This is a genomic window from Chitinimonas arctica (genome assembly GCF_007431345.1).
GTDB classification, from domain to species: Bacteria; Pseudomonadota; Gammaproteobacteria; order Burkholderiales; family Chitinimonadaceae; genus Chitinimonas; species Chitinimonas arctica.
In genome coordinates this window covers 1,475,725-1,497,933 of record NZ_CP041730.1, presented here as the reverse complement: position 1 = coordinate 1,497,933, position 22,209 = coordinate 1,475,725, and the positions used below count along the sequence as shown (strand labels likewise).

24 protein-coding genes and 1 tRNA gene are annotated in these 22,209 nt (G+C 60.9%); 10 read left to right on the top strand and 15 right to left on the bottom strand.

The window, feature by feature from the left end; translation table 11 throughout:
- Positions 1-5 precede the first annotated feature (5 nt).
- Positions 6-1,259 carry a DUF1615 domain-containing protein gene (locus tag FNU76_RS06615; RefSeq protein ID WP_144277445.1) on the bottom strand — a complete coding sequence of 418 codons (1,254 nt, stop codon included), beginning with the start codon at positions 1,257-1,259 and terminating at the stop codon, positions 6-8.
- A 136-nt stretch (positions 1,260-1,395) separates the two neighbouring features.
- On the opposite strand from FNU76_RS06615, the gene FNU76_RS06610 reads away from it, so the two are divergent.
- From FNU76_RS06610 to FNU76_RS06600, 3 genes are read left to right on the top strand one after another with little or no spacing between them, the layout of a single operon-like run.
- A complete protein-coding gene (locus tag FNU76_RS06610) occupies positions 1,396-2,121 on the top strand; it encodes a substrate-binding periplasmic protein (RefSeq protein WP_144277444.1) in 726 nt (241 codons plus the stop codon).
- Positions 2,122-2,174: 53 nt separating this feature from the next.
- Positions 2,175-3,155, top strand: a complete 981-nt coding sequence (locus FNU76_RS06605) for a serine/threonine protein kinase (protein WP_144277443.1) — start codon at positions 2,175-2,177, stop codon at positions 3,153-3,155.
- A 50-nt stretch (positions 3,156-3,205) separates the two neighbouring features.
- Positions 3,206-3,712 carry a DUF1993 domain-containing protein gene (locus tag FNU76_RS06600; protein WP_144277442.1) on the top strand — a complete coding sequence of 169 codons (507 nt, stop codon included), beginning with the start codon at positions 3,206-3,208 and terminating at the stop codon, positions 3,710-3,712.
- Positions 3,713-3,814: 102 nt separating this feature from the next.
- On the opposite strand, the gene FNU76_RS06595 is transcribed toward FNU76_RS06600, so the two are convergent.
- The 4 genes from FNU76_RS06595 to FNU76_RS06580 all read right to left on the bottom strand — a co-directional run bounded on the left by FNU76_RS06595 (position 3,815) and on the right by FNU76_RS06580 (position 8,290).
- Complete coding sequence (locus FNU76_RS06595) at positions 3,815-4,636, bottom strand: hypothetical protein (RefSeq protein WP_144277441.1); 822 nt, start codon at positions 4,634-4,636, stop codon at positions 3,815-3,817.
- Between the two features lie 224 nt (positions 4,637-4,860).
- The gene (locus tag FNU76_RS06590) at positions 4,861-6,396 is read right to left on the bottom strand and encodes a thioredoxin family protein (RefSeq protein WP_144277440.1); all 1,536 of its coding nucleotides are present in this window, start codon (positions 6,394-6,396) and stop codon (positions 4,861-4,863) included.
- Positions 6,397-6,526: 130 nt separating this feature from the next.
- The gene (locus tag FNU76_RS06585) at positions 6,527-7,123 is read right to left on the bottom strand and encodes a DUF938 domain-containing protein (protein WP_144277439.1); all 597 of its coding nucleotides are present in this window, start codon (positions 7,121-7,123) and stop codon (positions 6,527-6,529) included.
- A gap of 33 nt (positions 7,124-7,156) precedes the next feature.
- The gene (locus FNU76_RS06580) at positions 7,157-8,290 is read right to left on the bottom strand and encodes a threonine aldolase family protein (RefSeq protein ID WP_144277438.1); all 1,134 of its coding nucleotides are present in this window, start codon (positions 8,288-8,290) and stop codon (positions 7,157-7,159) included.
- Positions 8,291-8,549: 259 nt separating this feature from the next.
- Here FNU76_RS06580 and FNU76_RS06575 point away from each other — a divergent pair, with 259 nt between their 5' ends.
- Positions 8,550-9,422 (top strand): Tim44 domain-containing protein, encoded by an 873-nt coding sequence (locus FNU76_RS06575; RefSeq protein ID WP_144277437.1) that lies wholly within the window; start codon positions 8,550-8,552, stop codon positions 9,420-9,422.
- Between the two features lie 57 nt (positions 9,423-9,479).
- Here FNU76_RS06575 and FNU76_RS06570 read toward each other — a convergent pair whose 3' ends face one another.
- On the bottom strand, positions 9,480-9,746 hold the full coding sequence (locus tag FNU76_RS06570) for a VF530 family protein (protein WP_144277436.1): 267 nt from the start codon (positions 9,744-9,746) through the stop codon (positions 9,480-9,482).
- A 9-nt stretch (positions 9,747-9,755) separates the two neighbouring features.
- The gene (locus tag FNU76_RS06565) at positions 9,756-10,517 is read right to left on the bottom strand and encodes a hypothetical protein (protein ID WP_144277435.1); all 762 of its coding nucleotides are present in this window, start codon (positions 10,515-10,517) and stop codon (positions 9,756-9,758) included.
- A gap of 175 nt (positions 10,518-10,692) precedes the next feature.
- Here FNU76_RS06565 and FNU76_RS06560 point away from each other — a divergent pair, with 175 nt between their 5' ends.
- Entirely contained in the window at positions 10,693-11,604 is a 912-nt protein-coding gene (locus FNU76_RS06560) for an RluA family pseudouridine synthase (protein WP_223879252.1), read from the top strand.
- Positions 11,605-11,624: 20 nt separating this feature from the next.
- Here FNU76_RS06560 and FNU76_RS06555 read toward each other — a convergent pair whose 3' ends face one another.
- Complete coding sequence (locus tag FNU76_RS06555) at positions 11,625-12,413, bottom strand: DUF2846 domain-containing protein (protein WP_144277434.1); 789 nt, start codon at positions 12,411-12,413, stop codon at positions 11,625-11,627.
- 73 nt (positions 12,414-12,486) lie between these two features.
- Positions 12,487-14,151: an energy-dependent translational throttle protein EttA gene (ettA, locus tag FNU76_RS06550; RefSeq protein WP_144277433.1), complete on the bottom strand. Its 1,665-nt coding sequence runs from the start codon at positions 14,149-14,151 to the stop codon at positions 12,487-12,489.
- A gap of 109 nt (positions 14,152-14,260) precedes the next feature.
- On the opposite strand from ettA, the gene FNU76_RS06545 reads away from it, so the two are divergent.
- Positions 14,261-14,581 (top strand): DMT family transporter, encoded by a 321-nt coding sequence (locus FNU76_RS06545; protein WP_223879251.1) that lies wholly within the window; start codon positions 14,261-14,263, stop codon positions 14,579-14,581.
- 99 nt (positions 14,582-14,680) lie between these two features.
- Here FNU76_RS06545 and FNU76_RS06540 read toward each other — a convergent pair whose 3' ends face one another.
- The 3 genes from FNU76_RS06540 to FNU76_RS06530 all read right to left on the bottom strand — a co-directional run bounded on the left by FNU76_RS06540 (position 14,681) and on the right by FNU76_RS06530 (position 16,638).
- The gene (locus FNU76_RS06540; RefSeq protein ID WP_144277432.1) at positions 14,681-15,448 is read right to left on the bottom strand and encodes a hypothetical protein; all 768 of its coding nucleotides are present in this window, start codon (positions 15,446-15,448) and stop codon (positions 14,681-14,683) included.
- A 58-nt stretch (positions 15,449-15,506) separates the two neighbouring features.
- A complete protein-coding gene (locus FNU76_RS06535) occupies positions 15,507-15,758 on the bottom strand; it encodes a YfhL family 4Fe-4S dicluster ferredoxin (protein ID WP_144277431.1) in 252 nt (83 codons plus the stop codon).
- Positions 15,759-15,876: 118 nt separating this feature from the next.
- Positions 15,877-16,638 (bottom strand): c-type cytochrome, encoded by a 762-nt coding sequence (locus FNU76_RS06530; RefSeq protein ID WP_223879250.1) that lies wholly within the window; start codon positions 16,636-16,638, stop codon positions 15,877-15,879.
- Between the two features lie 152 nt (positions 16,639-16,790).
- On the opposite strand from FNU76_RS06530, the gene FNU76_RS06525 reads away from it, so the two are divergent.
- From FNU76_RS06525 to FNU76_RS06515, 3 genes are all read left to right on the top strand, one after another.
- Positions 16,791-16,867 (top strand) — tRNA-Arg (locus FNU76_RS06525).
- A 144-nt stretch (positions 16,868-17,011) separates the two neighbouring features.
- On the top strand, positions 17,012-17,455 hold the full coding sequence (locus tag FNU76_RS06520) for a GNAT family N-acetyltransferase (protein ID WP_144277430.1): 444 nt from the start codon (positions 17,012-17,014) through the stop codon (positions 17,453-17,455).
- A gap of 26 nt (positions 17,456-17,481) precedes the next feature.
- Positions 17,482-18,288 carry a 4'-phosphopantetheinyl transferase family protein gene (locus tag FNU76_RS06515; RefSeq protein ID WP_144277429.1) on the top strand — a complete coding sequence of 269 codons (807 nt, stop codon included), beginning with the start codon at positions 17,482-17,484 and terminating at the stop codon, positions 18,286-18,288.
- A gap of 34 nt (positions 18,289-18,322) precedes the next feature.
- Here the strand turns inward: FNU76_RS06515 and FNU76_RS06510 are convergent, their stop codons facing one another.
- On the bottom strand, positions 18,323-19,120 hold the full coding sequence (locus FNU76_RS06510; RefSeq protein ID WP_144277428.1) for a DUF4179 domain-containing protein: 798 nt from the start codon (positions 19,118-19,120) through the stop codon (positions 18,323-18,325).
- 368 nt (positions 19,121-19,488) lie between these two features.
- On the opposite strand from FNU76_RS06510, the gene FNU76_RS06505 reads away from it, so the two are divergent.
- Complete coding sequence (locus FNU76_RS06505; RefSeq protein WP_179958377.1) at positions 19,489-20,169, top strand: hemerythrin domain-containing protein; 681 nt, start codon at positions 19,489-19,491, stop codon at positions 20,167-20,169.
- Positions 20,170-20,335: 166 nt separating this feature from the next.
- Here the strand turns inward: FNU76_RS06505 and FNU76_RS06500 are convergent, their stop codons facing one another.
- Both FNU76_RS06500 and FNU76_RS06495 read right to left on the bottom strand, forming a co-directional pair.
- Entirely contained in the window at positions 20,336-21,658 is a 1,323-nt protein-coding gene (locus FNU76_RS06500) for a GAF domain-containing protein (RefSeq protein WP_144277426.1), read from the bottom strand.
- A complete protein-coding gene (locus tag FNU76_RS06495) occupies positions 21,655-22,191 on the bottom strand; it encodes a hypothetical protein (RefSeq protein WP_144277425.1) in 537 nt (178 codons plus the stop codon). The genes FNU76_RS06500 and FNU76_RS06495 overlap by 4 nt, the downstream gene beginning before the upstream one ends.
- Positions 22,192-22,209 lie beyond the last annotated feature (18 nt).

Below are 22,209 nucleotides of genomic sequence, written 5' to 3'. Positions count from 1 at the left end.
CCCCGTCAGCCGGCGCGGCGGAGGCAGCTGGCATAGCGTCCATCCACCCGGCGAGCGAACCATTCGGTCGTGAGCTTGCGGGTGATCTTGGGGCTATTCAGCTTGATCTGCGGCAATACCGCCCGCGCCAGCGGCGCGTGGCCAGCTGCATCGGCCAATTCGAACACCCGGCGGTACAGCGGTGTTTGATCGAAGCCGCCTTCCTTCTCCAGGGCGAGATCGCGTTCGATCTCGGCCGAACTCAGCCGCAGCTGCCCGGCGAGTTTGCGTATGGCAAGCAGTGAGCCGCTTGCTTGCTTGCTAGGTCTACCGCCTTCATAACGTAGCAGGTCGCCATCCAAGGGGATCTTTCGCTTGCCGAGCTTGACGATGGCGGCCTGGAAGGCGGCATTCCGGCTGGAAAAACGACCGGCGTTGAAATCGGCGAAGCGATACAACATATTGTCGTAGGGCACCCGGTAGTGCAGCAGAATGGCGATGCCGAAATAAAGGCCGCCGCGACGGCTGAAGACTTCGTGGCGGATGCTGTCCTTGACCGGATAGGGATAGGGCCAGACGCGGGCATGGCCATTGGCGAATTCCACGCTGACCTGCATGGGACCGCCGGTACGGATGGGGTTTTGCACCGTGAGGGGCAAGCCGCGCCGGCTCGCCTCGTCGGTCATTTCCTCGAACAAGACATTCATCTCCCGCTCGGTCCTCAGTCCGTCGATGCGCGCTTTGTAGCTGCGCCCGTCCCGCGACTTGAGCAGCATGGCCGCCTGCACCAGCGGCAAGGGTACGCCATGGGACTTGGCCTTGGCCGCGATCTGCCCCCAAACCATCTTGCCCAGGCCCGGCACCACCGGGTCGGCCTGCCAGCTCGACTCCTGCTCGATCACCGCACTGGCGGCACAGAAATACTCGGCGGTATAGGGGATTTTGAGCGCTTCGAAGGCGCTGAAAATATCGTGGATCCACGCAGCCCGTTCTGGGATGCCGGTCGGCAGCAGACGAGCCAACAAGGCACGGCCCTGGCGTGCATCGGCCCAGCCTGGCGTGATGGCCGGCGGTGGTTTGACCGGGACCGGTATGGCGGGTGTTGTGGTCGTCGGGTTGGGCGGCGGCTCGGCGGTCGTCTGCATACCCGGTTCGACCGTGGCGATCGGCGGAGTGAGGCCGTTGTCGGGCGCGCGCGCGATGGGCTGGGTGGCGCAAGCGGCCAACAGGCTGGCCAGGGCAACGACGCTGAATGGGCGGGCGAAAAAGGCGGAAGACATGGCGTGAGCTTACTACGCCCGCGCGTATCGGTGGCGTGGCAAGCGTGGTGCCCGGCTACCCGGCTCGCGGGAAGCCGGGCAATGCGCCGCGGATTCCCGTCTATGCTGAGGGCAGGCGCTTAGATCCCACTCGACCATGTTCCGGCTTATCCCGCTCATCTGGCTACTGCTTGCCGCCACGGTTTCGGCCGCGCCGTTTCGCGTGGTATTAGCGGAATACGCGCCCTATAGCTGGATGGGCGAGCAAGGGCCAAAGGGCCTGGAAGTAGAGATATTGCAGGAAGTCATTGCCCGCCGCATGCAGGTGCCGTTGAGCATCGAGATACTGCCCTGGGCGCGCGCCCAGCTGTATGTGGAGCAGGGTGTGGCCGATGCCTTCGTGGCTTATCCCAGCGAACGGCGCCGTCAGTACACGGTCATCAGCGAGCAGCCGATGGCCGACTGGAGTGTGGTGCTGTACACCGCCAGCAATCATCCCCGTTTGCCGGATTTGGCCCGCGTCGACAAACCGTCGCAACTGCAACCCTTCCGTATAGGTTCGCTGAATGGCAACAATTGGGTCGATGAGCATTTGGCCGGCATGGAGATCGATCGCAACCCCACCGTGGAACCGCTGTTGCGCATGCTGGTGGCTGGCCGGATCGACGTGCTGCCCGATAGCCCGACCGTGGTGAATTACTACCTGCGTGTCCTTAAGCTGAATGGCCAGGTAAAGGCGCTGAACCGCGTGGCTGAACGTTCGCTGCATCTGTGCATAGGCCGGAAATCGCGCTATCTCGACATCATGGCGCGCTTTGACGCCACCATGCGGCAGCTGCGGCGCGACGGCACCCTGGCGCGCATCCTGTCACGCTACCAGTGAGCCGGCCGCAAGACGATCAACGCCGGGACGCCGCCCTGCACTAGAATGGCGGCATGAATGCTCCCCCCTATGCCGGCTTGACGCCGGACTGCCTGTTACAAGCCCTCGAATCGCTTGAATTGCCCGTCAGCGGTAGCCTGTTGGCGCTGAACAGCTATGAGAATCGCGTCTACCAGGTGGGCATGGACGATGGCCCGCCGCTGATCGCCAAGTTCTACCGGCCGGCGCGCTGGAGCGACGCGCAAATTCTCGAAGACCATGCCTTCGTGGCCGAACTGGCCGCCGCCGAGATTCCGGTGGTGGGTGCGCTGGAGATCGGTGGCCGGACCTTGCATCATCACGCTGGTTTCGCTTTTTCGGTGTTTCCTCGCCGCGGTGGCCGCACCCCGGAACTGGACGACCCCGCGGTGCTGGAATGGTTAGGCCGTTTTCTTGGCCGCATCCATGCGAAAGGCGCCACGCGGCCCTTTATCGCGCGGCCGGCCATCGATATCGCCAGCTTCGGCGAAGAGCCGGTGGCCTGGTTGCTGGCCAGCGACTTTCTCCCGCAGGACTTGCGCGATACCTATCGCGAAGTCAGCAGGCAAGCCCTCGACGGTGTGCGTCGAAGCTTCGATCGGGCTGGCCAGGTCAAGCAATTGCGTCTGCATGGCGATTGCCACGCGAGCAATATCCTGTGGACCGACGCCGGACCACATTTCGTCGATTTCGACGATAGCCGCAGCGGACCGGCGATCCAGGATCTGTGGATGTTGTTGTCGGGCGAGCGCGCCGACCAGGTGCGCCAATTGAGCGATATTCTGGCCGGCTACGAAGACTTCTGCGAATTCCCCAGCCGCGAGCTCCATCTGATCGAGGCCTTGCGGACCCTCCGGCTGCTTCACTACAGCGCCTGGCTCGCGCGGCGCTGGCACGATCCTGCCTTTCCCGCTGCTTTCACCTGGTTTGGTACCGCCCATTACTGGGAGCAGCGCATCCTGGAGTTACGCGAGCAGATCGCGCAGATGGACGAACCGCCGCTTTGGCCGGTTTGATCCTGTCTATACATTCAATGCATTCTTCCCCACTACCTGGAGTGAACAAGATGTCCCTGTCCATGTACCAAGCGTCCGTCCCTGTCTTTGTGCGCCTGCTAGGCAACCTGTCGGCCATTCTGGAAAAAGCGGCCGCCGACGCGGAAGTGCGCAAGATCGATCCAGCCGTGCTGATCAATGCCCGTCTGGCGCCCGATATGTTCCCGCTCAACCGTCAGGTGCAGATCGCAGCGGATGCCGCCAAGACCTGCGCCGCGCTATTGGCCGGCATCGAGGTTCCCAGCTATCCCGATACCGAAGCGAGCTTCCCCGAGTTGCAGGCCCGCATCGCCAAGACGATCGCCTTTATCCAAAGCGTCAGTGTCGAGCAGATCGACGGCAGCGAAGACCGCGCCATTGTCCTCAAGCGCCGCGATAAGGAGACCCGCTTCCAGGGCCAGCCTTATCTGCTGACCTATGTGCTGCCCAATTTCTACTTCCATATCACCACGGCCTACGCCATCCTCCGCCATAACGGCTTGCAAGTCGGCAAGAAGGATTTCCTCGGCGCGTTCTGAGCCGGATCCATGGGGTGCGCGCTATAGATGCCGCTTTGCAGGCGTGGTTGTCATTGTTTTCGGGGCGACAACCGCAGCCTGCCAACAGCAATATCGGCGCAATTATAGTTGCGTGCCCGCAGCTTGATTTCTGGCAATGATGGCGAGCCTGCGATCTGCATAGATCTGCATCTTCTCTGCTAGAAGATTGCCGGTTGACCTGCGTGGATCTCCCTCTTGCTGTGGGTGATGGAAAATATACCCCGAACTCTTGTGCGCCAAGCTGCAACTTTGGATGGAGCGTTCGGCCGAAGAGCAAGTAATACCTGCGTGCTGGTAAGCGGAAAGTATAAAAGTGTCGCCGTATTTAATAAAAAATTTTACTGGTTTGCGTGCGCTGGTTGTTGTTGGATCCAGGTTGTTATTATGCCGAGCGTAATCAGCGCATACTGCGTCGGTAATTTCGCTCACGTCCTCAGCCTGGTAGTTGTCTTTAAGGAGGCAGCTAAATCGAATGGAAGGCGGTGGCGTGTAGTTCTCGGGGGCGTCCAGACTCCGAGGTTCGTTGAATTCTTCCAGCATTGCATGCCCTGCGAAGGTGGACGAGTGCCTGGAATAGACGGCATACACCCACGGTAAGTGGTGCTTGCTTTGCTCGGTCCATTTGGCCAGGTTGCTCTCCAGTTTATTCGGTGTCGGCTTCTGATAGCCGTATTTTTTTAATGCGGTGCCGTCGTTAAATAACAATCTGTAATTGGCGAGATCCTTCTCCGTCAGTGTGCGTATCTCGAATTGGGCTGTTTCCAGATGGCTTTGCTTTTTGCCTGATTTTGGGTCGGGATGCTTTCTTTTCCTGCTCGTTGCCATCGCGTCTTCCTGATGCGCGGCGGTTATATCGTCCATGGAAGGGGGAGCGGGTTGGCCCGGATTGATGGAATCGAACATATTAAAAATTCCCGTCGATGTTAATTGGATTATAAGTACATGTGACTTTCGGGTTACGTGGCGGGTTTTCTTTCGAATTTTGCATTTTATTTTTACTAATTGCTTGAAGTTCAATAAGCAAGCCGGACCGTGTGGGCAAGCGTGGCATGTCGTGCCGCCGTACGGCACGCGAGCGAAAAAAAGCCAGCCTGACCGGCTGGCTTTAGTCCGGGCGGGGTGCCGCGCTATGCCTTCGGCTTGAGCAATCCCAGGCAGGTGACCCGCTGCGGATCGCTGGCTGGCAGCTTGCTGCACAGCCCTTCGATCCGGGTTTGCACCAGCTTGATACTGGCCTCATGCTGTTTGCCCTTGTTCCAGGCGGCCAGCTTGCTCACCAGCTTTTCCAGCGAACGGCGGTTGCGTTCGTAGAACACATTCTGCGATTCCCCCAGTTCCTTGAATACGCTTTGCACGGCCTTGTCCAGGCGGGCATCGTCCTGCGGGCTCAGTTCGATGATGCCGTTGATATAAGTCACACCCCACTGCAGGCGGGTAGCCGGCCCCTCGGAGGCATGGTAGGCCTGTTCATACCAATTCAAGGCCGCGACCTTGTCGCCCCGCTCCTTGGCGTTGCCGGCCAAGGCCAGCATAAAGTAGTAGGGCGATTGCGAGCGCTTCAGTTCCGCCTGCAGCAATTTATCCGACTCGTCCAACAGGCCGGCGCTGCTGAGCGCATCGGCGGCCGTGCTGATGACCACGTGGCGCTCGTAGCCATTGGTGGTCGCCTTGTCGGCTTGCGCTACCCGCTCCCTGACGGTTTTCAGCAGCGCTGGCGGCAGGGCCTCCTTATCCTTGTCCAACTGCGCCAGCGAAATCTGCGCGATCACCGCGCCCAGGCGGTCGGCGGTGGAAAGCGTGCCGTCGCTGGACAGTTTTTGCAGCGCTGCCTGCCAGCCGGCCAGCAGTTGTGCACGCGGCGCCGACTTGGCTGCCGTAACGGTGGCCACGATATCCGGTGCGTAGTTCACCAGGACGTCGAAGTTGTCGCGGGTCAGGCGCGGATTGGCCAGGACAGCGGTCAAGGTGGTTAGCCCGGCCGCCTTGTCCACCGCTGCATCCTTGCCGTTGCCGGCTGCGGCCAGCGCTTTCAATTGCAGGCGCGCGGCAATATCCGCCTGTTGGGCAGGCACGGACCTGGCCAGCTTCTGCAGTGTGGCGGCGAGCTTGTCCGGCGCGACCAGCTGGGCCTCGTCGGTATCCCAGGAATAGTCGGCCAGCAGACGCCATTCATCGGCCGCCAACTTGCTGCCATCGACCAGCGCGGCCGCCAGGGTGGCCTTGACCGGCCGTGCCGCCGTCAGGCCCAGGGTCAATACCTTCAGGTAGCGATCCGCATCGACCTCGCCCGGAAGCCGGGTGATTTCGGTGCCGTCCGGTTTGAACAGGATCATGGTGGGATAGCCGCGCACCTTGAATTGGGCGCCCAACTTTTGCGCATCGGGGCTATCGCCGTCCAGATAGACCGGTATGAACTGACGGGTACGCTCGATAAAGGCTTCCTGATTGAAAATGGTTGCCTTGACCTGGTTGCATGGTGGGCACCAGCCAGCGCCCCAATACAGGAATAGCGGTTTCTTGGCAGCCTTGGCCTGGGCAAAAGCGGCCGGCACATCTCCCTTTTGCCAAGCGATCCCGCTTGGCTGATGGGTGGTGGCGGCTTGGGCGCTGAAGGTCGCGCTGCCAAGCAAGACGGCGGCGAGTAGGGCGTAGGCGGATTTCATGCGGCGTCTCTTATGCGAATTTGTATGCATTCTATGCTACCCATGTTTCGTTAAGGAATAAACGACCGTAACTGAAGTGACCCTGTTTCTACCTCGTATGGTGTGAAAATCAGACGCCGACGGGCGCCTTTCACCCCCGCCGTGTGCGCCACGCCAGGCAGCGATTGTTGGCCGGCATGGCATGGTCCTCGAGCATGTCGAGACCGGCCTGTTGGGCCAGTTCGAAAATCGCCTCGAAATCGCGTATGCCTTTTTGTGGGTCCTGGGCTTTGAGCGAGGCGTCGAAGGCCGCATTGCTCAGGCTGGTGAATTGCCCTTGATAGTTGAAAGGGCCGTAGATAACCACCCTGGCGTTGTCCGCCAAAAGCCCCGGTAGCCCGGCGAACAGCCGTTCAACCTGCGCCCAGCTCATGATATGCAGGGTATTGGCGCTGAATATGGCATCGAAGGTGCCGCTTGGCCATGCCTCGTCTACATCGAAGGCCAGCGGTGCCGGCGTATTCGGCAGGGCGGCTTCGTCCAGCCAGGCGTGGATGCCGGCGAGATGGGCGGGCCGGTCCGACGTCTGCCACGTCAGATAAGGAAGCGCTTGAGCGAAATGCACGGCGTGCTGGCCCGTACCGCTGCCGATTTCCAGCACCCGCCGGCTATCGCGGAAGTGGTCGCGCAATTGCGCCAGGATGGGATCGCGGTTGCGCTCGCAGGCCGGCGAGTATGGCTTTTCCATGATTTCTGCTCCAAATGGCAGGGCGGCGGCGTTTCAACCGCCGGCGTCGTTTCGGCTTGCCCGGCATGCCGCGAGCAGTTGCTCGAACCACGGCATGACTTGCGCGTTCTCCAGCGTGAGCAGGTTGCCGCCCACATTGAGCTCGGTATAGCTCCAGCCAGGTACCTCCGTGGCGCGCACATTGCCGATCAGCCAGCAGCGATCCGACTTCGCCAGCGCATCGCGGGCGGACATCACCACTTCGGCCTCCGCATCGAAGTAGAGGTGCAGCATATTGGTGTGTGGCACGGCGGGATTGACGCGCAAACCGGCGATGCGACGCAAGCCTTCGGCCAGATCCAGGGTACGCTGATAGCAGGCATCCATTTGTGCCAGGCGTTCGTCCAGGCGCATGGCGGCGGAGGCGGCCATCGGGCTCTGCTGTACCAGCACCCCGCCCATGCGGCGCTGCCACAAACGTGCATTGGCGATAAAGTCGGCCTCGCCGGCCAGCACCGCGCCGGCCACGCCCCCTATGCCCTTGTAGAGGGAGACATACACCGAATCGAACCCCGCCGCTATCTCGGCATGGGATCGATTGTAATAGGCGCGGCTTTCCCATAGCCGGGCGCCATCCATATGCAGGGGCAGATGGCGCTCGGCTGCCTTGGCCTTGAGTGCCTGCAAGGCTTCCCAGCTTGGCAGCTGGCCACCCGCTTCGCGGATGGGGAGCTCCACCAGCAGGCAGGCCAGTGGCTGTTTGACCGCCTCGAGGTCGGCCGCCGTGATGGGCCGCAAGCGATTGCCGACCGGCACGCCATGCAGTTTGAGCAGTGCCTGATAGGCTTCTTCCTCATGGATGGCCAAGTGCGAAGTCGGATGCATGCCAAAGCGCGGGTGGCCGCTGAGTTCCGCCCAAATCTGCACCGCCGCCAATTGCGCCATGATGCCGCTGGGCATAAAAACCGCCGCCGGTTTGCCCAACAGCTTGGCCAGCTTGCTTTCGAGGCTGGCCAGCAACTCGCCCTCGCCATAGCTGTCATGCTCGATCTGCTTGGCCTCGCACCAGTCGGCCAGGGCACGAAACTCCGCTGCGGGTGAAAGCTGCGGAAACCCGGGTACGACGATATCGCATTGGCGGCGAAGCGCTTGGCGTTCCGCAGCGGTAGAAAGAGGGGAGGGGGGCATGGCTTTGATACCTTGGGCATGAGTCCATCGATGCCGCAGTTTAATGCGCCTGGCCGGCTTTGCCGATGGCGATAGGCGTGAACCTTTTTTATTGGGCGTGGTCTACGAAACTCCCTGTCAAAGCAGATCGCTTGTAATATCGCGAGCCCGCATCCATCTATGATGGGAATGACTGGCCCGCTTTGGCCAGGCATGGCAATTCGTTCGGCCTGGCTCGATTGAGTCTGTCTAAGCCGGCTTTCAATAGGAGTAAGCTGAAATGAAGCGTTTTTTCACAACCCTGTTCGCGCTGTTCGTCAGTGTGGCCATCCTGGCGCCCGAGGCGGAAGCCAAGCGCTTCGGCGGTGGACGGTCCTCGGGTATGCAGCGCAATGTCACGCCGCAGCGCGACGCCGCGCCTCAGCGCAAGGCCGATCAACCGGTACAGGCCGCGCCAGCACCGGCACCCAAGCGTAGCTGGATGGGCCCCCTTGCCGGCCTGGCCGCCGGGCTGGGTCTGGCGGCACTGTTCTCGCATCTCGGCATTGGCGCCGGCATGGGCAATTTCATCATGTTGGCGCTGTTGGCCGGGGTCGCCTTCCTGGCCATCCGCTGGTTCATGAATCGCAACAAGCCGGCCATGCAGGGGGCGCAGGGGATGCAATACGCAGGTGCGCCGGGTGCCGGCCAAGCGGGCAATAGCCCGATTTCCTTCGAGAAATCACCGGCCGGGTCAACTCCCTTCAAGCCGGTCAGCGCCGCGTCGGGCGGCGCCAGCGTCTATCCGGCGGGCTTCGATGTCGAAGCTTTCCTGCGGGTGGGCAAGGTCAATTATGTTCGTTTGCAAGCGGCCTACGACAAGGCCGACCTGGACGATATCAGCGAGTTCACTACCCCGGAGATGTTTGCCGAGGTGAAGCTCGAGATCAACGAACGCAAGGGTGCATCCAATCACACCGATGTGGTCAATGTGGACGCGGAGTTGCTGGAATACGTGCAGGAAGGGCACCGTGATATCGCCAGCGTGCGTTTCCATGGGCTGGTCCGCGAAACCGCGGACGGCAGTGCGATGCCTTTCGACGAAATCTGGCACTTGACCAAGGCGAACAAGGGCCGCGCGGGTTGGGTGGTCGCTGGTATCCAGCAGAACTGATAAACGTTGCCATCCAGGCAAAAAAGGGAGCGTCCGGGACGCTCCCTTTTTTTCGCCTTACTGCGGCGAATCGTTCTGTTCCGCCGCTGCCTGCTTCAATTGCTTGGCCAGATCGCGTAGGTACTTGCCGTACAGGCTTTCCACCTTGGCGCGCGCCCATGGCGTGCGGCGTAGAAAGGACAGGCTGGATTTGATATTCGGGTCTACCTGGAAGCAGCGGATTTCAATGCGTTGGCCCAGGTCGGGCCAGCCATAGAAATCCACCAGGTCGGTCAGCATTTTTTCCAGGGTAAGACCTTGGCCGGTATGGGTGGCGGTGTTCATGAGTACCCTTTAAGCAGTGGCTTTGGCCACGCCGGCGCGGGCGCGTTGCAGCCATTCCTTGTTGATCGATTTGGCATGGCTGTGCCAATGCCGGCTGTCCTTGATGATCTCTTCATACAGCGCACGGGCGCGGTCCTGATCGGCCGGGTCCTGGCGTGCCATCAACCAGTCGGCGAAATGGCATTTGGGTTCCGGATCGCTGGCGACCGCCAAGGCGGACTCGAAGGCCGATCGGCTGGCCTCGCTGCCGCCGGCCGCCAGGGCGCGTGCATACAGCAGGGCGGGGATGGGCTGGCGCCGTGCCTCCGGCCGGTGGGCAAACAGCGCTTCCAGCGTGGCAAGGCTGCCGGCTGCGTCCTGGGTGCTGAACTGAGCGCGCGCCAGACCGGCCAGCAGGGCGGGGTCGCGGGCGAAAGGGCCTTGGGCGGCTTCCTGGTAATGCCGCAGGGCTTCGTCGGCGGCGCCGGTATCGAGCAGGGCATTTGCCAGCTTCAGGCGATTGTCCACGGTGGCCAGAAGATCGAAGGCTTTGCGGGCTTCGCGCAGATTGCGATTGGGGTCGACCAATTGATTGAAAGCGCGCTTGGCCAGGATGCCGCTACGGCCCTGGCGTATGGCGGGCAAGTAGATCGCCGCGAAATAGACGATGCTGCCCAACATGGGAAAGGCGAACAATACAAACAGCCAATACATGTTTTGACCGTTGCGAATGGCGTGGACAGCGAAATAAAGGGCCACGATGACGTGTAGCCCAAGGCCGAAGATCGGCATGGCGAAGTTCTCTTGTGTCTGGAATTGATGCGGAATAAAGCGATGTAAGTGCTTATTTTACCGGCCAAAGCGACCTGGCCGGGAAAAAGAAGCGATTGAAAATACCAATCGCGCCGGCTGAACGGTGGCGAGGGCCAAGGTAGACTGCGTCATTATTCATTCGATTCGACTTGCCGTGACTGCTCCTCTTCCTTTGCGCGACGGTATCGCACCCAGCTATCTTTGGCTGCCCGAAGGCCAATGGCCCAATCTATTGGCTTTCCTGATCCAGCGCTTTCCACACGTGGGCGAAGCCGTGCTGTTGCAGCGCATGGCCAAGGGCGATCTGGTGGGCGATCAAGGGCCCCTGGACGCCAACAGTCCCTACCGGCAAGGTGGACGGATCTGGTACTACCGCGAAGTGCCGGTGGAAATGCCCGTCCCGTTCGAGGCGGTGGTGCTGCACCGTGACCAGCGCCTGCTGGTGGTGGACAAGCCCCACTTCCTCCCCATGATCCCGTCGGGCCAGTATCTGCACGAAACCTTGCTGATACGCTTGCGCAAGCAACTGGACCTGCCGCAATTGACACCCGTGCACCGGCTCGATCGCGAAACCGCCGGGGTGGTGCTGTTCTGCCTCGACCCGGCCTATCGCGGCGCTTACCAGACCTTGTTCGAGCGGCGCGAGATCAGCAAGCGCTATGAAGCCATTGCACCCTATCGACCCTCGCTGGACTTGCCGCATGTGCATCGCAGCCGCATGGTGGAAAGCGGCAAGGCATTTGCCATGCATGAGGTGGCGGGCGAGCCGAATAGCGAAACCAGGGTGGACCTGATCGAAAGGCTGGGGGAGTACGCCCGCTATCGCCTGGAGCCGCATACCGGCCGCAAGCACCAGCTGCGCCTGCATATGGCCAGCTTGGGCATACCCATCCTGAACGATCCGCTTTACCCCGAAGTGCTGGCGCACAAGGGCGAGGATTTCAGCAAGCCTTTGCAACTGCTGGCCCGATCGATCGAATTCGCCGATCCGGTCAGCGGCGAGCTACGGTGCTTTACCAGTGAGCGTAGCTTGACAGGGGAAATGCCGTCACTCCCGCAGGAATGACGGCTGGATCGGTCAAGCGTTCAGATCGGTCGGCATTCGCCGCTGTCGCACACCACCAGGAACTTGCTGCCGTCGGCACAGCGGATGCGATAGGTTTCATTGACGCCCTGCTGCTTGCCAATCACCCAGGCGCCGCTGCCATTGCTGACACAGCCATGCTTTTGCGCCAGTTTTTCGGCATCGTAAGACCAGGTGCCCAGCTTCAGATCCTTGTCGGACTGGATGCTGGAGTCCATCGAAAGATTCGGAGCGGCGGCCGGGGCGGCGGCTGCGTCCAGCGTGGTGGTGGTCACCGCGGCGCTGGCGGGTGCCTCGTGCGCTGCCGGAGCGGCCGCGGGCGCGGCTACCGGCACACTGCCCGGCGTGGCCAGCAGATCCTGCCGCCCGGAGTAATTCAGATTGCTCATTTCCAGTGTGGCTTGCTCCGCCGGCATTTCGTTGAAGCTGAAGTGGCCTGACAACAAACCCATGGAAATCTTGGTTTTGAAATAGATGACCTTACCTGCTTCGACGGCGAATGGCCTATTGCTGCCGGCATCGTCCTTGGCCGACGCCTCGTATTGGCCGGGGGCGCGATCGACAAAGAAGGCGGTGCCGGACGAGGACTGGCCGATGGTCTCGCCGTTCAGGCGAATCTCGGGCTGTACGCCCATGCCGAAGAAGCTGCTGTCCCGGTAAAAATAGATACGGCCTTTGTCCGCCGCCACGGGCTGGATCTGGTCGCGGACAGCGGACATCTTGGGCGCGGCAATGGCTGCGGTACTCAGTAGCGCGATCAAGGCCAGTGCCGAAAAATAGAGCTTCTTCATTGGTTCAGTACTCCTGTTGCAGGATAAGGAGGCCGGCGGCGGGGAGGACCGCCGGCCCCTGGCTTAAGTCAGCTTAGCGGCTGATCGGCTTGTAGCGGATACGTTTTGGCTTCGCGCCGTCTTCACCCAGTCGTTTCTTCTTGTCGGCTTCATATTCCTGGTAGTTGCCGTCGAAGAAGGTCCACTTCGAATCGCCTTCGCAGGCAAGGATATGGGTGGCGATACGGTCGAGGAACCAGCGGTCATGGCTGATCACCATGACCGAACCGGCGAACTCCAGCAGTGCATCTTCCAGCGCGCGCAAGGTTTCCACGTCCAGGTCGTTGGACGGTTCGTCCAGCAGCAGGACATTGCCGCCGGCGATCAGGGTCTTGGCCAGGTGCAAGCGGCCGCGTTCGCCGCCGGATAGATTGCCGACGATCTTTTGCTGGTCGCCGCCCTTGAAATTGAAGCGACCGATATAGGCGCGGCTGGGCGTTTCGTAACGGCCGACCTGCAGGATGTCGCGGCCCTCGGCGATTTCATCGAAGACGGTCTTGTCGCTGTTCAAGGCGCCGCGGCTCTGGTCGACATAGGCCATCTTGACGGTGTTGCCGATCTTGACCGTACCGCTGTCCGGCACATCCTGCCCGGCGATCATGCGGAACAGCGTCGATTTACCGGCGCCGTTCGGGCCGATGATGCCGACGATGGCACCAGGCGGAACCTTGAAGCTCAGGTCGTCTATCAGCAGGCGATCGCCGAAGGCTTTGCTGACATTTTCGAATTCGATGACCTCATTGCCCAGGCGATCGGCGATGGGGATAAAGATTTCCATCGTTTCGTTGCGCTTCATCTGCTCCTGCGAGTTCAACTCCTCGAAGCGGGCAATACGGGCCTTGGACTTGGCCTGGCGGGCCTTGGGGCTTTGCCGGACCCATTCCAGTTCCTTGTTCAAAGCCTTCTGGCGGGCCGATTCGCCGGACTCTTCCTGCTTGAGCCGGGCTTCCTTCTGCTCCAGCCAGCTGGAATAATTGCCTTTCCAGGGGATGCCGTGGCCGCGGTCCAGTTCGAGAATCCATTCGGCGGCATTGTCGAGGAAATACCTATCGTGGGTCACCGCCACCACGGTACCGGGGAAGCGCACCAGGAACTGCTCCAGCCAGTCCACCGATTCGGCATCCAGATGATTGGTGGGCTCGTCCAGCAGCAGCATGTCCGGACGCGACATCAGCAGCTTGCACAGCGCCACGCGGCGTTTTTCACCGCCGGACAGCACACCGACATTGGCATCCCAGGGCGGCAGGCGCAGCGCATCGGCGGCGATTTCCATCTGGGTTTCCAGGTCCTGGCCGGCGGTCGACAAGATGGCTTCGCAGCGGGCCTGTTCCTCGGCCAGCTTGTCGAAATCGGCATCGGGGTCGGCATAGGCGGCATAGACCGCTTCCAGTTTTTGCTTGGCCTCGAAGATCTCGCCCATCCCCGATTCCACTTCCTCGCGGACGGTGTTGGCCGGGTTCAGCTGTGGCTCCTGCGCCAGGTAACCGACCTTGATGCCCGGTTGGTGCTGAACTTCTCCTTCGAATTCCTTGTCTTCGCCAGCCATGATCTTGAGCACGGTGGACTTGCCCGAGCCGTTCAGGCCCAGCAGGCCGATCTTGGCGCCGGGGAAGAAGGACAGGGAGATATCCTTGATGATCTGCCGCTTGGGCGGCACAACCTTGCTCACGCGGAGCATGGACATAACGTATTGGGCCATAAGGTGCCTTCAGGTCGAGATGGAAAATGGCGCAAGTTTAACAAAGCTGGACGCATTGCCTGCGGCATTACGACACCGGTATACGGACAAATCGCAAACGTAGGTGAAAATGATGTGGAAAATCTGGCTATTACTGGTCGCGGCGATCGTGGCGGAGCTGATCGGGACGACCAGTCTCAAGCTGTCGGACGGCATGAGCAAACTGCTGCCTACCGCCAGCTTCGTGTTGACCTATGCCTTGTCGTTCTGGCTGCTGTCGATCGTGCTCAAGCGTATGGAAGTCAGCGTTGCCTATGCGGTATGGGCCGGTGCCGGGACCGCCTTGATGGCGGTGATCGGCATCGTGCTGTTCGGCGAGAGCATCAGTCCGCTCAAGCTGGTCTCCATTGTCTTGATCGTATTGGGCGTGATCGGCTTGAATCTGGCTTAGGGCGGCGGCTACCGCGAGCGGGTGGCGTGCAGACCTGCGCTACTGATCGGGCAGCGCGCAGACGCGCGCTACCTTGATCGGGCAGCGCGCAGACGCGCGCTACCTTGATCGGGCAGCGCGCAGACGCGCGCTTATGGGGTCGAATGCCTGTTCGATGGAGACGGAGGGCCGGGCCGTGCTTTGCGTGGCCAATCCTTCGCCATCCAAAAGCTCATGGCTCAACTGCTCCAGATTGGCTAATGGCCGCCATTGGCCGGTGCTGACTTCCTCCAGCCAGGCTACGCTGCCGTCGAAAGCCAGCGCCAGGCGCGGCGAGGCGTGTGCATCGCCATGCTGTCCGAGGGTGTGGGCCAGGCGACTGGGGCCCAGGCGTCCAATCACTCTTTGATAGGCGCGCAGCGCGTCGCTGCAGCGGACAAAGCCGAATCCCGACATCAGCCGCCTGAACTGCCGGGCAATGCCAGGCCAGGCTTCGAATAGCTGCTGGAGCGCCTGTTCTCTCGTATCAAAGGGTAGGGCGGGTATGCCGGCAGCGCCGCCGGCTTCCATTCGCAATAGCGGCGGTACGGCGATGCCGCCGCCACGGCAAACCTTGCCGAGATTGCCGGCGAATGCCGGCAAGGTGGCGCGCAGATTGCTGGCGACTTCATCCAGATCCAGGCGCCCGTGGGCATCGGGTGTGACGCCCCACAGGCCGAAATCGGCCGGGCCGGACTGTAGGGTGGGGTCTGGCCGGGACGGTTCCGCCGCCAGGGCATGCGCTAGCCAGCTGTCAAAGCCCGGCGGGGCATGTGAGGGCGGTTTCGCTTCGACGTGGGGCGAAGTACCGGCTAGGGAGCGGGTGGGTTCTATAGGTTCGGCACGCATGGCAGGAAAATGCTGCAATAGCCATGCCAAGCTGCCGATGGAGAGCGGGAAGCGTGGCTTACCCGCGAGCGACGATGATTTCGTACCTTTGCATCAGCGTTTCGCGACTTTCTTCGCGCTCGGGATCAAGCGGAATACAGTCTACCGGACAGACCTGCTGGCATTGCGGCTCGTTGAAATGGCCGACGCATTCGGTACACAGATCCGGATTGATCTCATAGATCTCGACGCCCTGCGAGATGGCATGGTTCGGGCATTCCGGCTCGCACACATCGCAATTGATGCATTCATCGGTGATCATCAGGGCCATGATTGTTCTCGGCAGGGACTTGGGTACATATGGATAGGGATTGTATCACTGGTGCCGCGAGGCGCCCGGACATGAAAAAAGGCGCATCCCCGATGCGCCTTTTCCTGATGGGTACGCCTTATTTGGAGGCGTTGATCAGGTATTCCGCAGCGGCGTGGAACTCGGCGTCGGAGCCCGTGTAGCCACCCTTGGCCGGCATTGCGTTGATGCCCTTGGCGGCGGTCTTGATCGCTTCCTCGACACCACCCTTCAGGCGCGAGGCCCAGGCAGCCTTGTCGGCGAACTTGGGCGCGCCGGCAACGCCGGTGCCATGGCAAGCCACGCAGACCGAATCGTAGATTTCCTTGCCCTTGACGGCGGGGTCGATCTTGCCGCCCGCAGCCGCACCTGCCGCCACCGGCGGTTCGGTGAATTTGGCGCCGACGGCGTTACCCATGTAAGCAACGGCACGGGCTACTTCGTCGTCGGTCAGATCCGCCGCGCCGCCCTTGGCCGGCATGGCGCCCAGACCCTTGTTGGCGTGTTCCACCAGCGTAGCAAAGCCCTTGCTGATGCGCGCACCCCAGGCGCCGGCATCGGCGAACTTGGGCGAGCCGGCCAGGCCGGCGGCGTGGCAGGACATGCAGACGCTTTCGTATACTGCTTTGCCGTTACGGCTGCCAGGTGGGCCGGAGTCGTCGAGCTTGGCCAGGCCGATGGGCTGGATCCGCGCCAGCACGGCTTCATTGGTCATGCTGGGGCTGGCGGCGTTGTTCTTCATGCCGCCGGTGGCCAACTGGATGACCAGCAGGATAAATACCGGGATGCCGACAATTGCGGCCAGTACGATGCCGATAAGGGCCTTGGCCGACATCTGGGAGTCGGCTTGCGCTTCGCTCATGCTGCCATCCTTTTTATATGCGCTTGTGTAGTGAACTACGGTACGGGAAAAACCCGGCGATTATAGCGGGGATTGCCATCGGTGACCAAACGCGGCCGCTTGTGGCTGGACGGTGCAACACAAAACGGCTATCCTTGCGCTCCTCTGCAGTTGCGTCCATAGCTCAGTTGGATAGAGTGTCAGTTTCCGAAGCTGAAGGTCCCTGGTTCGATCCCAGGTGGGCGCGCCAATAAATTCAAAGGCTTACGTCGGCTCCTTCGACCAGTCCCGGGTCGGGTGAGACAAGCGTGTGGCAGATTGTAAGCGGTGGCTGGCAGCAAGCCGCGTCGCCGCCTTCAATGCCTAAGCGCAAATTGGTTTAGCATTGTGCGCTATGCCGAACCACACCATCACCGTCCGCGCCGCCCATCCCGATGAACTGGACTGGGTCAATCAACGCTATTCCGAAGTAGATTTTGTCGCCTCGAAGCCAGGTGACAGCATCGCTATTGCCGAAGTCGATGGCGTGCCGGCAGGTATAGGCCGCGTGGTGTCGGTTGGATCGCGCACGGCCGAGCTGGGCGGCATGTACGTCTTCGACCAGTACCAGGGCCTTGGCCTGTCGCGCAAGATCATTACTTGGCTGATCGACCGCCCCGAATTCGACGAACTATATTGTCTGCCCTTCGAAAACCTGCACGGCCTTTACGCATCGATGGGTTTCGCCCTCAGCGAAAGCGCTCCTGAAGAAGTCGCCGCCAAGCATCGCTGGTGCAACGAGCATTACGCCAAGCGGGTGCTGCTGATGCGTTGCACGAAACTTTCGGCCCAAGGCTGAAGCAATTGGGTGCAGCGACTCATTCGATGAATTACCTTACTTCAAGACTGGCATTGGAACCCGGGCAACTTACGCTGTGGTGCGTTTCCTTTGCCGATATTCGCGATGAGGGTTTGCTGGCTGCGTATTGGCGACTGCTGAGCGAAGCCGAGCGGCAGCAGGCCAATCGTTTCCATTTCGCCAAGGACCGGCATCGTTACCTACTTACCCGTGCCTTGGTGCGGACGGTGTTGTCGCGTTATGCGCCTATTGCGCCAGAGGACTGGTGTTTCCGCGCCACGGCCCATGGTCGGCCCGAGATCGCCAATGCCGGCGAGCTGGCCGGCCGTATCGTCTTCAATCTTTCCCATACCGATAGCTTGATCGTGCTGGCGATAGCTTGTGGCACGGCACTGGGCGTGGATGTCGAGAATATCGTCGAGCGTCCGGCCCCTGTCGACATTGCAGCGCACTTTTTCGCTCCCTCCGAGGTGGAAGCCCTGTTCCGACTTCCCGCGTCCGAGCGGCAGGCGCGCTTCTTCCAGTATTGGACCCTGAAGGAGTCCTATATCAAAGCACGTGGCCTGGGTCTATCCATCCCGCTGGATCAATTCCGCTTCGAGCTTGGCGCGGCAGGGCAGGTGGAATTATTTACCCAGCCGGAACTGAACGATCCTGCCGATCGCTGGCGGTTTATGCTGTTGCAGCCGGACCCCGCCTATTTGATCGCGGTCTGTGCCGAGGGAGAGCAGCGCCTGCAATTACGCAAGATCGTGCCCTTGCTGACGGATGAGCCGTTCGAGGCCACGGTACTGCTGCAATCGGGCTTCAGCGTACCCGCCAACACCTGCTGAGGCGCCTTTCGATCCCGATGCAATTGTTTGTATTTCAATAATTTTTAAAGTCCGTCGGGCAAGTTACCGTATTGCCCCCCCTTGAAGCAGGAGGTAAAACACATACGCCCGAATTAAGCGGGTTGGACCGCGCGGTTGTATCCCACATTTCGCCATTCCACGCGAGCCAGCCCAGGTAATTGAGATTCTCATAATTGCCCCCATAGGGACTGGGCGCCCAAACCAAGGTATTCCCATTGTGAAACTCGGCGGGGAATCCGTTCTTATCCGTCTCTAAATTGAAAAAAAATCGTGATGGAAAGGCGCCTTGAAAAATACCAACGTGGCAGAGGGACGTGATAAGAGAATAAGTCATGGCACGGCGCTCATTTTCGTTCATCGTCATGAGAATTCGGTAGCTGGCGTTATAGCAGCTACCGCTCTCCGGAGAGAAGCGCTCTCCCCGTATCGTCGCATTGACCTGGATGGGAATGACCACCTGCGCCGGCTGGATGCGGCCATTTACCATGGTCGCAGGCGGTACGTGGATCGAGGCTGATTTGCAACCGAGATCGCCGTGGGCGAGACCGCAATTGAAGGTATAGCTGCCGTAGTTTTCTCCGGTAAAAGTGGGTGTCTTGAAATTACGGTGATCTTCTCCCTCCTTGATTTCATTGCCATTGTCCGCCACGGGATTTCCAAGGTCTAAATCAAAGGAAGAGGCGGTGTCGTAGTTAAGGAAGACGAATTTGCTCGTCCACACCGGGCTAAACCACACTCCGGCAAACACCGGACTAGCCGCCCCAAGCACGCTGGACAATAAAAATGCAGCCCTTAGTTTTCTCTTCATCATAAATTCGCCTCATATTAATTAATTAGAATGGATTTACACGGGAAATATGTATAATGCCGCCGGAATTATATTTTTGGCCCTGGCAAAAGGGCTAGATAACAGCGTGCCACCAAGTATCAAGCCACGCTTACAAAAAACCACGCTGCCTTTGCACTTCACGCACTGGACAAGCTTGGAGCCGTCACATGGCATATCGCCTGCTTCCGGTTCAGGGGCGCTGCTGTACAGCAGCCGATCTACGCAGTGGCTGAGCCGCCTTAGGGAAAACTTAGGCTTTTTTTAGCCTTGATTTAGCGGAGCGTTTTCTCGTCCAGAGGCAAACTGTCGTCCACATAGCCGGCCAACAAATGCCGGGCAGGAGACAGGAAATGCAGAGCAACTACCGCCGCTACGATATCTATGCCTTGATACACAAGGGATTGCGCGCCTATCTCAGCCATGTATTGCTGGAAGTCGGCCGGACCGACTGGCGCGATACGGCCAATCGCACGGCCAGCATTGCCGCGGTGCGCGAGTTGCTTACCGTATTCCGCATTCATCTTACCCAGGAAGACCGGGTTATCCATCCCGCCATGGAAGCGCGCCAACCTGGCTCGACCAGGCAGGCTGCGACCGATCACATGGCGCACCTGCATGCCATCGAGCAATTGCAGGATGTCGCCAGCACGGTCGATTCAGCCAACAACTACAACCTGGAAAGCGCCGGCGAGTGGCTCTATCGCGAGTTGGCCATGTTCGTGTCGGACAATCTGGAACATATGGCGGTGGAAGAAAGCATCAATAACCGCGTGCTGTGGGAGACCCACAGCGACGATGAAATCATTGCCATGGAGCGTGCCATCGTCACCGCCACGCCACCGGAACATATGTTGCCCATGCTGCGTTGGACCATGCCCAACCTGGCGCCGGACGAACGCGCCCTGATGTTGGGTGAAATGCTCCGCTACGGCGCACCCGCCGAGGTATTCGATGGCGTACTCGCCATGATGCGGGCGCTCTTGCCGCCGAAGGACTGGAGCAAGCTCACGGTCGCCTTGAGCACCAACTGAACCGCTTTACCCCCGAATGCTCCGATGCTTGCCGCACACCCCCCCGCTGCGGTCGGTATCTGCCCAAACGGCTCTTTCGAGTAGCTGAATTGGGACTTATGGCCGCGTAATGCGGCCTTTTTTTTTAACTATCGTCGGTGCGCGCGGACGGTTCCGCCGCCGCTACTCAAGTGGCCGGCGTCAATTCGCCATCCACCAGGCGCAGAGGGCGTTCCACCCGTAGGCGGATGCGGCCGCGGCCCAGCTTGTCCAGGAACAGATAGTCGCAACGTTCCGCCAGCCGCCGCTGCAGCAGCAATAGGCGGGTATCGAGATTGTCGTCATAGTCGGGCAGGCGCAATCTGGGATCCAGCCGCAGCGCACGGTTGCTCGATTCGCAGCGGCCATCGCGGGCATGATCGTTCAGCAATAGCCAGAGTACCGCGCCGGCCACGCCCTTGATCAGGTAGTCCTCATCGATGAAGACGCTTTGCGAGGTGGCGAAGTAGCGGATGGTCACCGGGCTGCCTACCGGTGGCGCGGCCGGCGGAGACGGAGGCTCCGGTACGGGTTCCGGCGCCTCGACCGGCCGGGTCAGCCAACGCATGGCCAAACCAAGCTGTTGGGCCACGGCAACCAGTGCGTCTTCGTCCTCGAAATCGAATCGGCGTGTTTCGGCGCTTTCCACGTACAGCACGCCGGCCAGCCAGTTGCCCGCTTCGATCGGAACGGCCAGTTGGCTGTGTGGTTGATGCAGGGTGGGAAAGGGAATTTCGCCGCCCATGGGCACCGATCCACCTTGCAGGGCGGCATGGCCGTAGTCGCTGGTCAGGCTGGCCAATCTGATCGGATGGCGGAATTGCGCGGCGATGCCGATCAAGCCTCGGCCGATTTCCACTTCCGAACCCACGCCGGATTGGGCGTAGCCGCGGCTGGCCACGGTATATAGCCATTTGCCGGACTCATCCACACACAGCACCAGGGCGTGATCTATGCCCATCTGTCCCGCCAGGCCGTCGAGCACCAGGTCGAATGCCTGCGAGAGTTCGTCCGCGGCGGCCAGGCGCTGCGACAACTGCCGAACGGCCGCCAGACGGTTGCAAGGCGGCGGCGGCAAGGGCAGGCGTGGGCCGGGCAGGGCCTCCACGGCCAGCACCCGGCAAATATCGGCGCCCAACAGGGGGATGGCGCCATTGCTACCGGCCAGCTTGGCGCGCATGCCGACAAAGAGCGGGCCCTCCGATTCCGTTCGTTGATACTCCAGCGCCAAACGGAAGCGGGCGGCGCTGGCGGGATGCGTCACGCAAGCGGAAAGACGTGGGTTGACCAGTAGATTCCGGCGTAGCGTGCCCGTATGTGCATACGGCAATGCGACATGCTGGGCATCGACAAAATGCAGCTGGCCGATTTCGCAGACATCCGGCACGCCATCGACCGAGCAGCTGGCGATCTGACAAGGCAGGCCACCATCGAAGCAGGCACGGATCTGTTCGATATCCAGCGGGTTCATGACCGGTATCCGTGGCTATTGGGCATGCCTGCCAAGGGGCGCAGTACTTCGCAAGGGGTAAAGCGCAGGCCCAGCAGTTCATCGACCGGGCAGTCGCATAGTGCGTAGCCGTAGGCGGTGGCAAAGCCAAGCGGCAGCAGTTCGGCCGCCAATGCTTCGCGCTGGCGGGCGAGCAAAGCCCGCTCGGCGGCGCCGATAGCGACTTCGCGCGCGTCGCGCCCCTTGATCTGCAAGCGCAGCGATTGGCCGGCCTGCGAGCACAGCAGGGTCAAGCCGCCATTGGCGGCGACATCGGCCAGTAGGCGGCCGGCCTGGCTGCGTGCCAGCAATACGGTCAGGCTGCTTCGGTCGTGGGCGACTTCGCAGCCTATGGCCGGCGCCAGGGCAGGGCTATGGAAAGCGTCGCATGACGCCACGGTCAGCAGGCGACCACCTTGCAGGAAGGCGATCAGGTCATCGGTGAGCAGGGCGGCGGTAGGCATGGCGAGGCGATGATAGCGAGCGCGGCCGACTTGCGATACTGCAATGAACATGGCGGGGCGGCCGCCCAC

Bases quoted from the DNA above. Each gene is read 5' to 3' on its own strand.
- FNU76_RS06615 (WP_144277445.1), bottom strand. From the start codon at position 1,259: ATGTCTTCCGCCTTTTTCGCCCGCCCATTCAGCGTCGTTGCCCTGGCC.
- FNU76_RS06610 (WP_144277444.1), top strand. From the start codon at position 1,396: ATGTTCCGGCTTATCCCGCTCATCTGGCTACTGCTTGCCGCCACGGTT.
- FNU76_RS06605 (WP_144277443.1), top strand. From the start codon at position 2,175: ATGAATGCTCCCCCCTATGCCGGCTTGACGCCGGACTGCCTGTTACAA.
- FNU76_RS06600 (WP_144277442.1), top strand. From the start codon at position 3,206: ATGTCCCTGTCCATGTACCAAGCGTCCGTCCCTGTCTTTGTGCGCCTG.
- FNU76_RS06595 (WP_144277441.1), bottom strand. From the start codon at position 4,636: ATGTTCGATTCCATCAATCCGGGCCAACCCGCTCCCCCTTCCATGGAC.
- FNU76_RS06590 (WP_144277440.1), bottom strand. From the start codon at position 6,396: ATGAAATCCGCCTACGCCCTACTCGCCGCCGTCTTGCTTGGCAGCGCG.
- FNU76_RS06585 (WP_144277439.1), bottom strand. From the start codon at position 7,123: ATGGAAAAGCCATACTCGCCGGCCTGCGAGCGCAACCGCGATCCCATC.
- FNU76_RS06580 (WP_144277438.1), bottom strand. From the start codon at position 8,290: ATGCCCCCCTCCCCTCTTTCTACCGCTGCGGAACGCCAAGCGCTTCGC.
- FNU76_RS06575 (WP_144277437.1), top strand. From the start codon at position 8,550: ATGAAGCGTTTTTTCACAACCCTGTTCGCGCTGTTCGTCAGTGTGGCC.
- FNU76_RS06570 (WP_144277436.1), bottom strand. From the start codon at position 9,746: ATGAACACCGCCACCCATACCGGCCAAGGTCTTACCCTGGAAAAAATG.
- FNU76_RS06565 (WP_144277435.1), bottom strand. From the start codon at position 10,517: ATGCCGATCTTCGGCCTTGGGCTACACGTCATCGTGGCCCTTTATTTC.
- FNU76_RS06555 (WP_144277434.1), bottom strand. From the start codon at position 12,413: ATGAAGAAGCTCTATTTTTCGGCACTGGCCTTGATCGCGCTACTGAGT.
- ettA (WP_144277433.1), bottom strand. From the start codon at position 14,151: ATGGCCCAATACGTTATGTCCATGCTCCGCGTGAGCAAGGTTGTGCCG.
- FNU76_RS06545 (WP_223879251.1), top strand. From the start codon at position 14,261: ATGATGTGGAAAATCTGGCTATTACTGGTCGCGGCGATCGTGGCGGAG.
- FNU76_RS06540 (WP_144277432.1), bottom strand. From the start codon at position 15,448: ATGCGTGCCGAACCTATAGAACCCACCCGCTCCCTAGCCGGTACTTCG.
- FNU76_RS06535 (WP_144277431.1), bottom strand. From the start codon at position 15,758: ATGGCCCTGATGATCACCGATGAATGCATCAATTGCGATGTGTGCGAG.
- FNU76_RS06530 (WP_223879250.1), bottom strand. From the start codon at position 16,638: ATGAGCGAAGCGCAAGCCGACTCCCAGATGTCGGCCAAGGCCCTTATC.
- FNU76_RS06520 (WP_144277430.1), top strand. From the start codon at position 17,012: ATGCCGAACCACACCATCACCGTCCGCGCCGCCCATCCCGATGAACTG.
- FNU76_RS06515 (WP_144277429.1), top strand. From the start codon at position 17,482: ATGAATTACCTTACTTCAAGACTGGCATTGGAACCCGGGCAACTTACG.
- FNU76_RS06510 (WP_144277428.1), bottom strand. From the start codon at position 19,120: ATGATGAAGAGAAAACTAAGGGCTGCATTTTTATTGTCCAGCGTGCTT.
- FNU76_RS06505 (WP_179958377.1), top strand. From the start codon at position 19,489: ATGCAGAGCAACTACCGCCGCTACGATATCTATGCCTTGATACACAAG.
- FNU76_RS06500 (WP_144277426.1), bottom strand. From the start codon at position 21,658: ATGAACCCGCTGGATATCGAACAGATCCGTGCCTGCTTCGATGGTGGC.
- FNU76_RS06495 (WP_144277425.1), bottom strand. From the start codon at position 22,191: ATGTTCATTGCAGTATCGCAAGTCGGCCGCGCTCGCTATCATCGCCTC.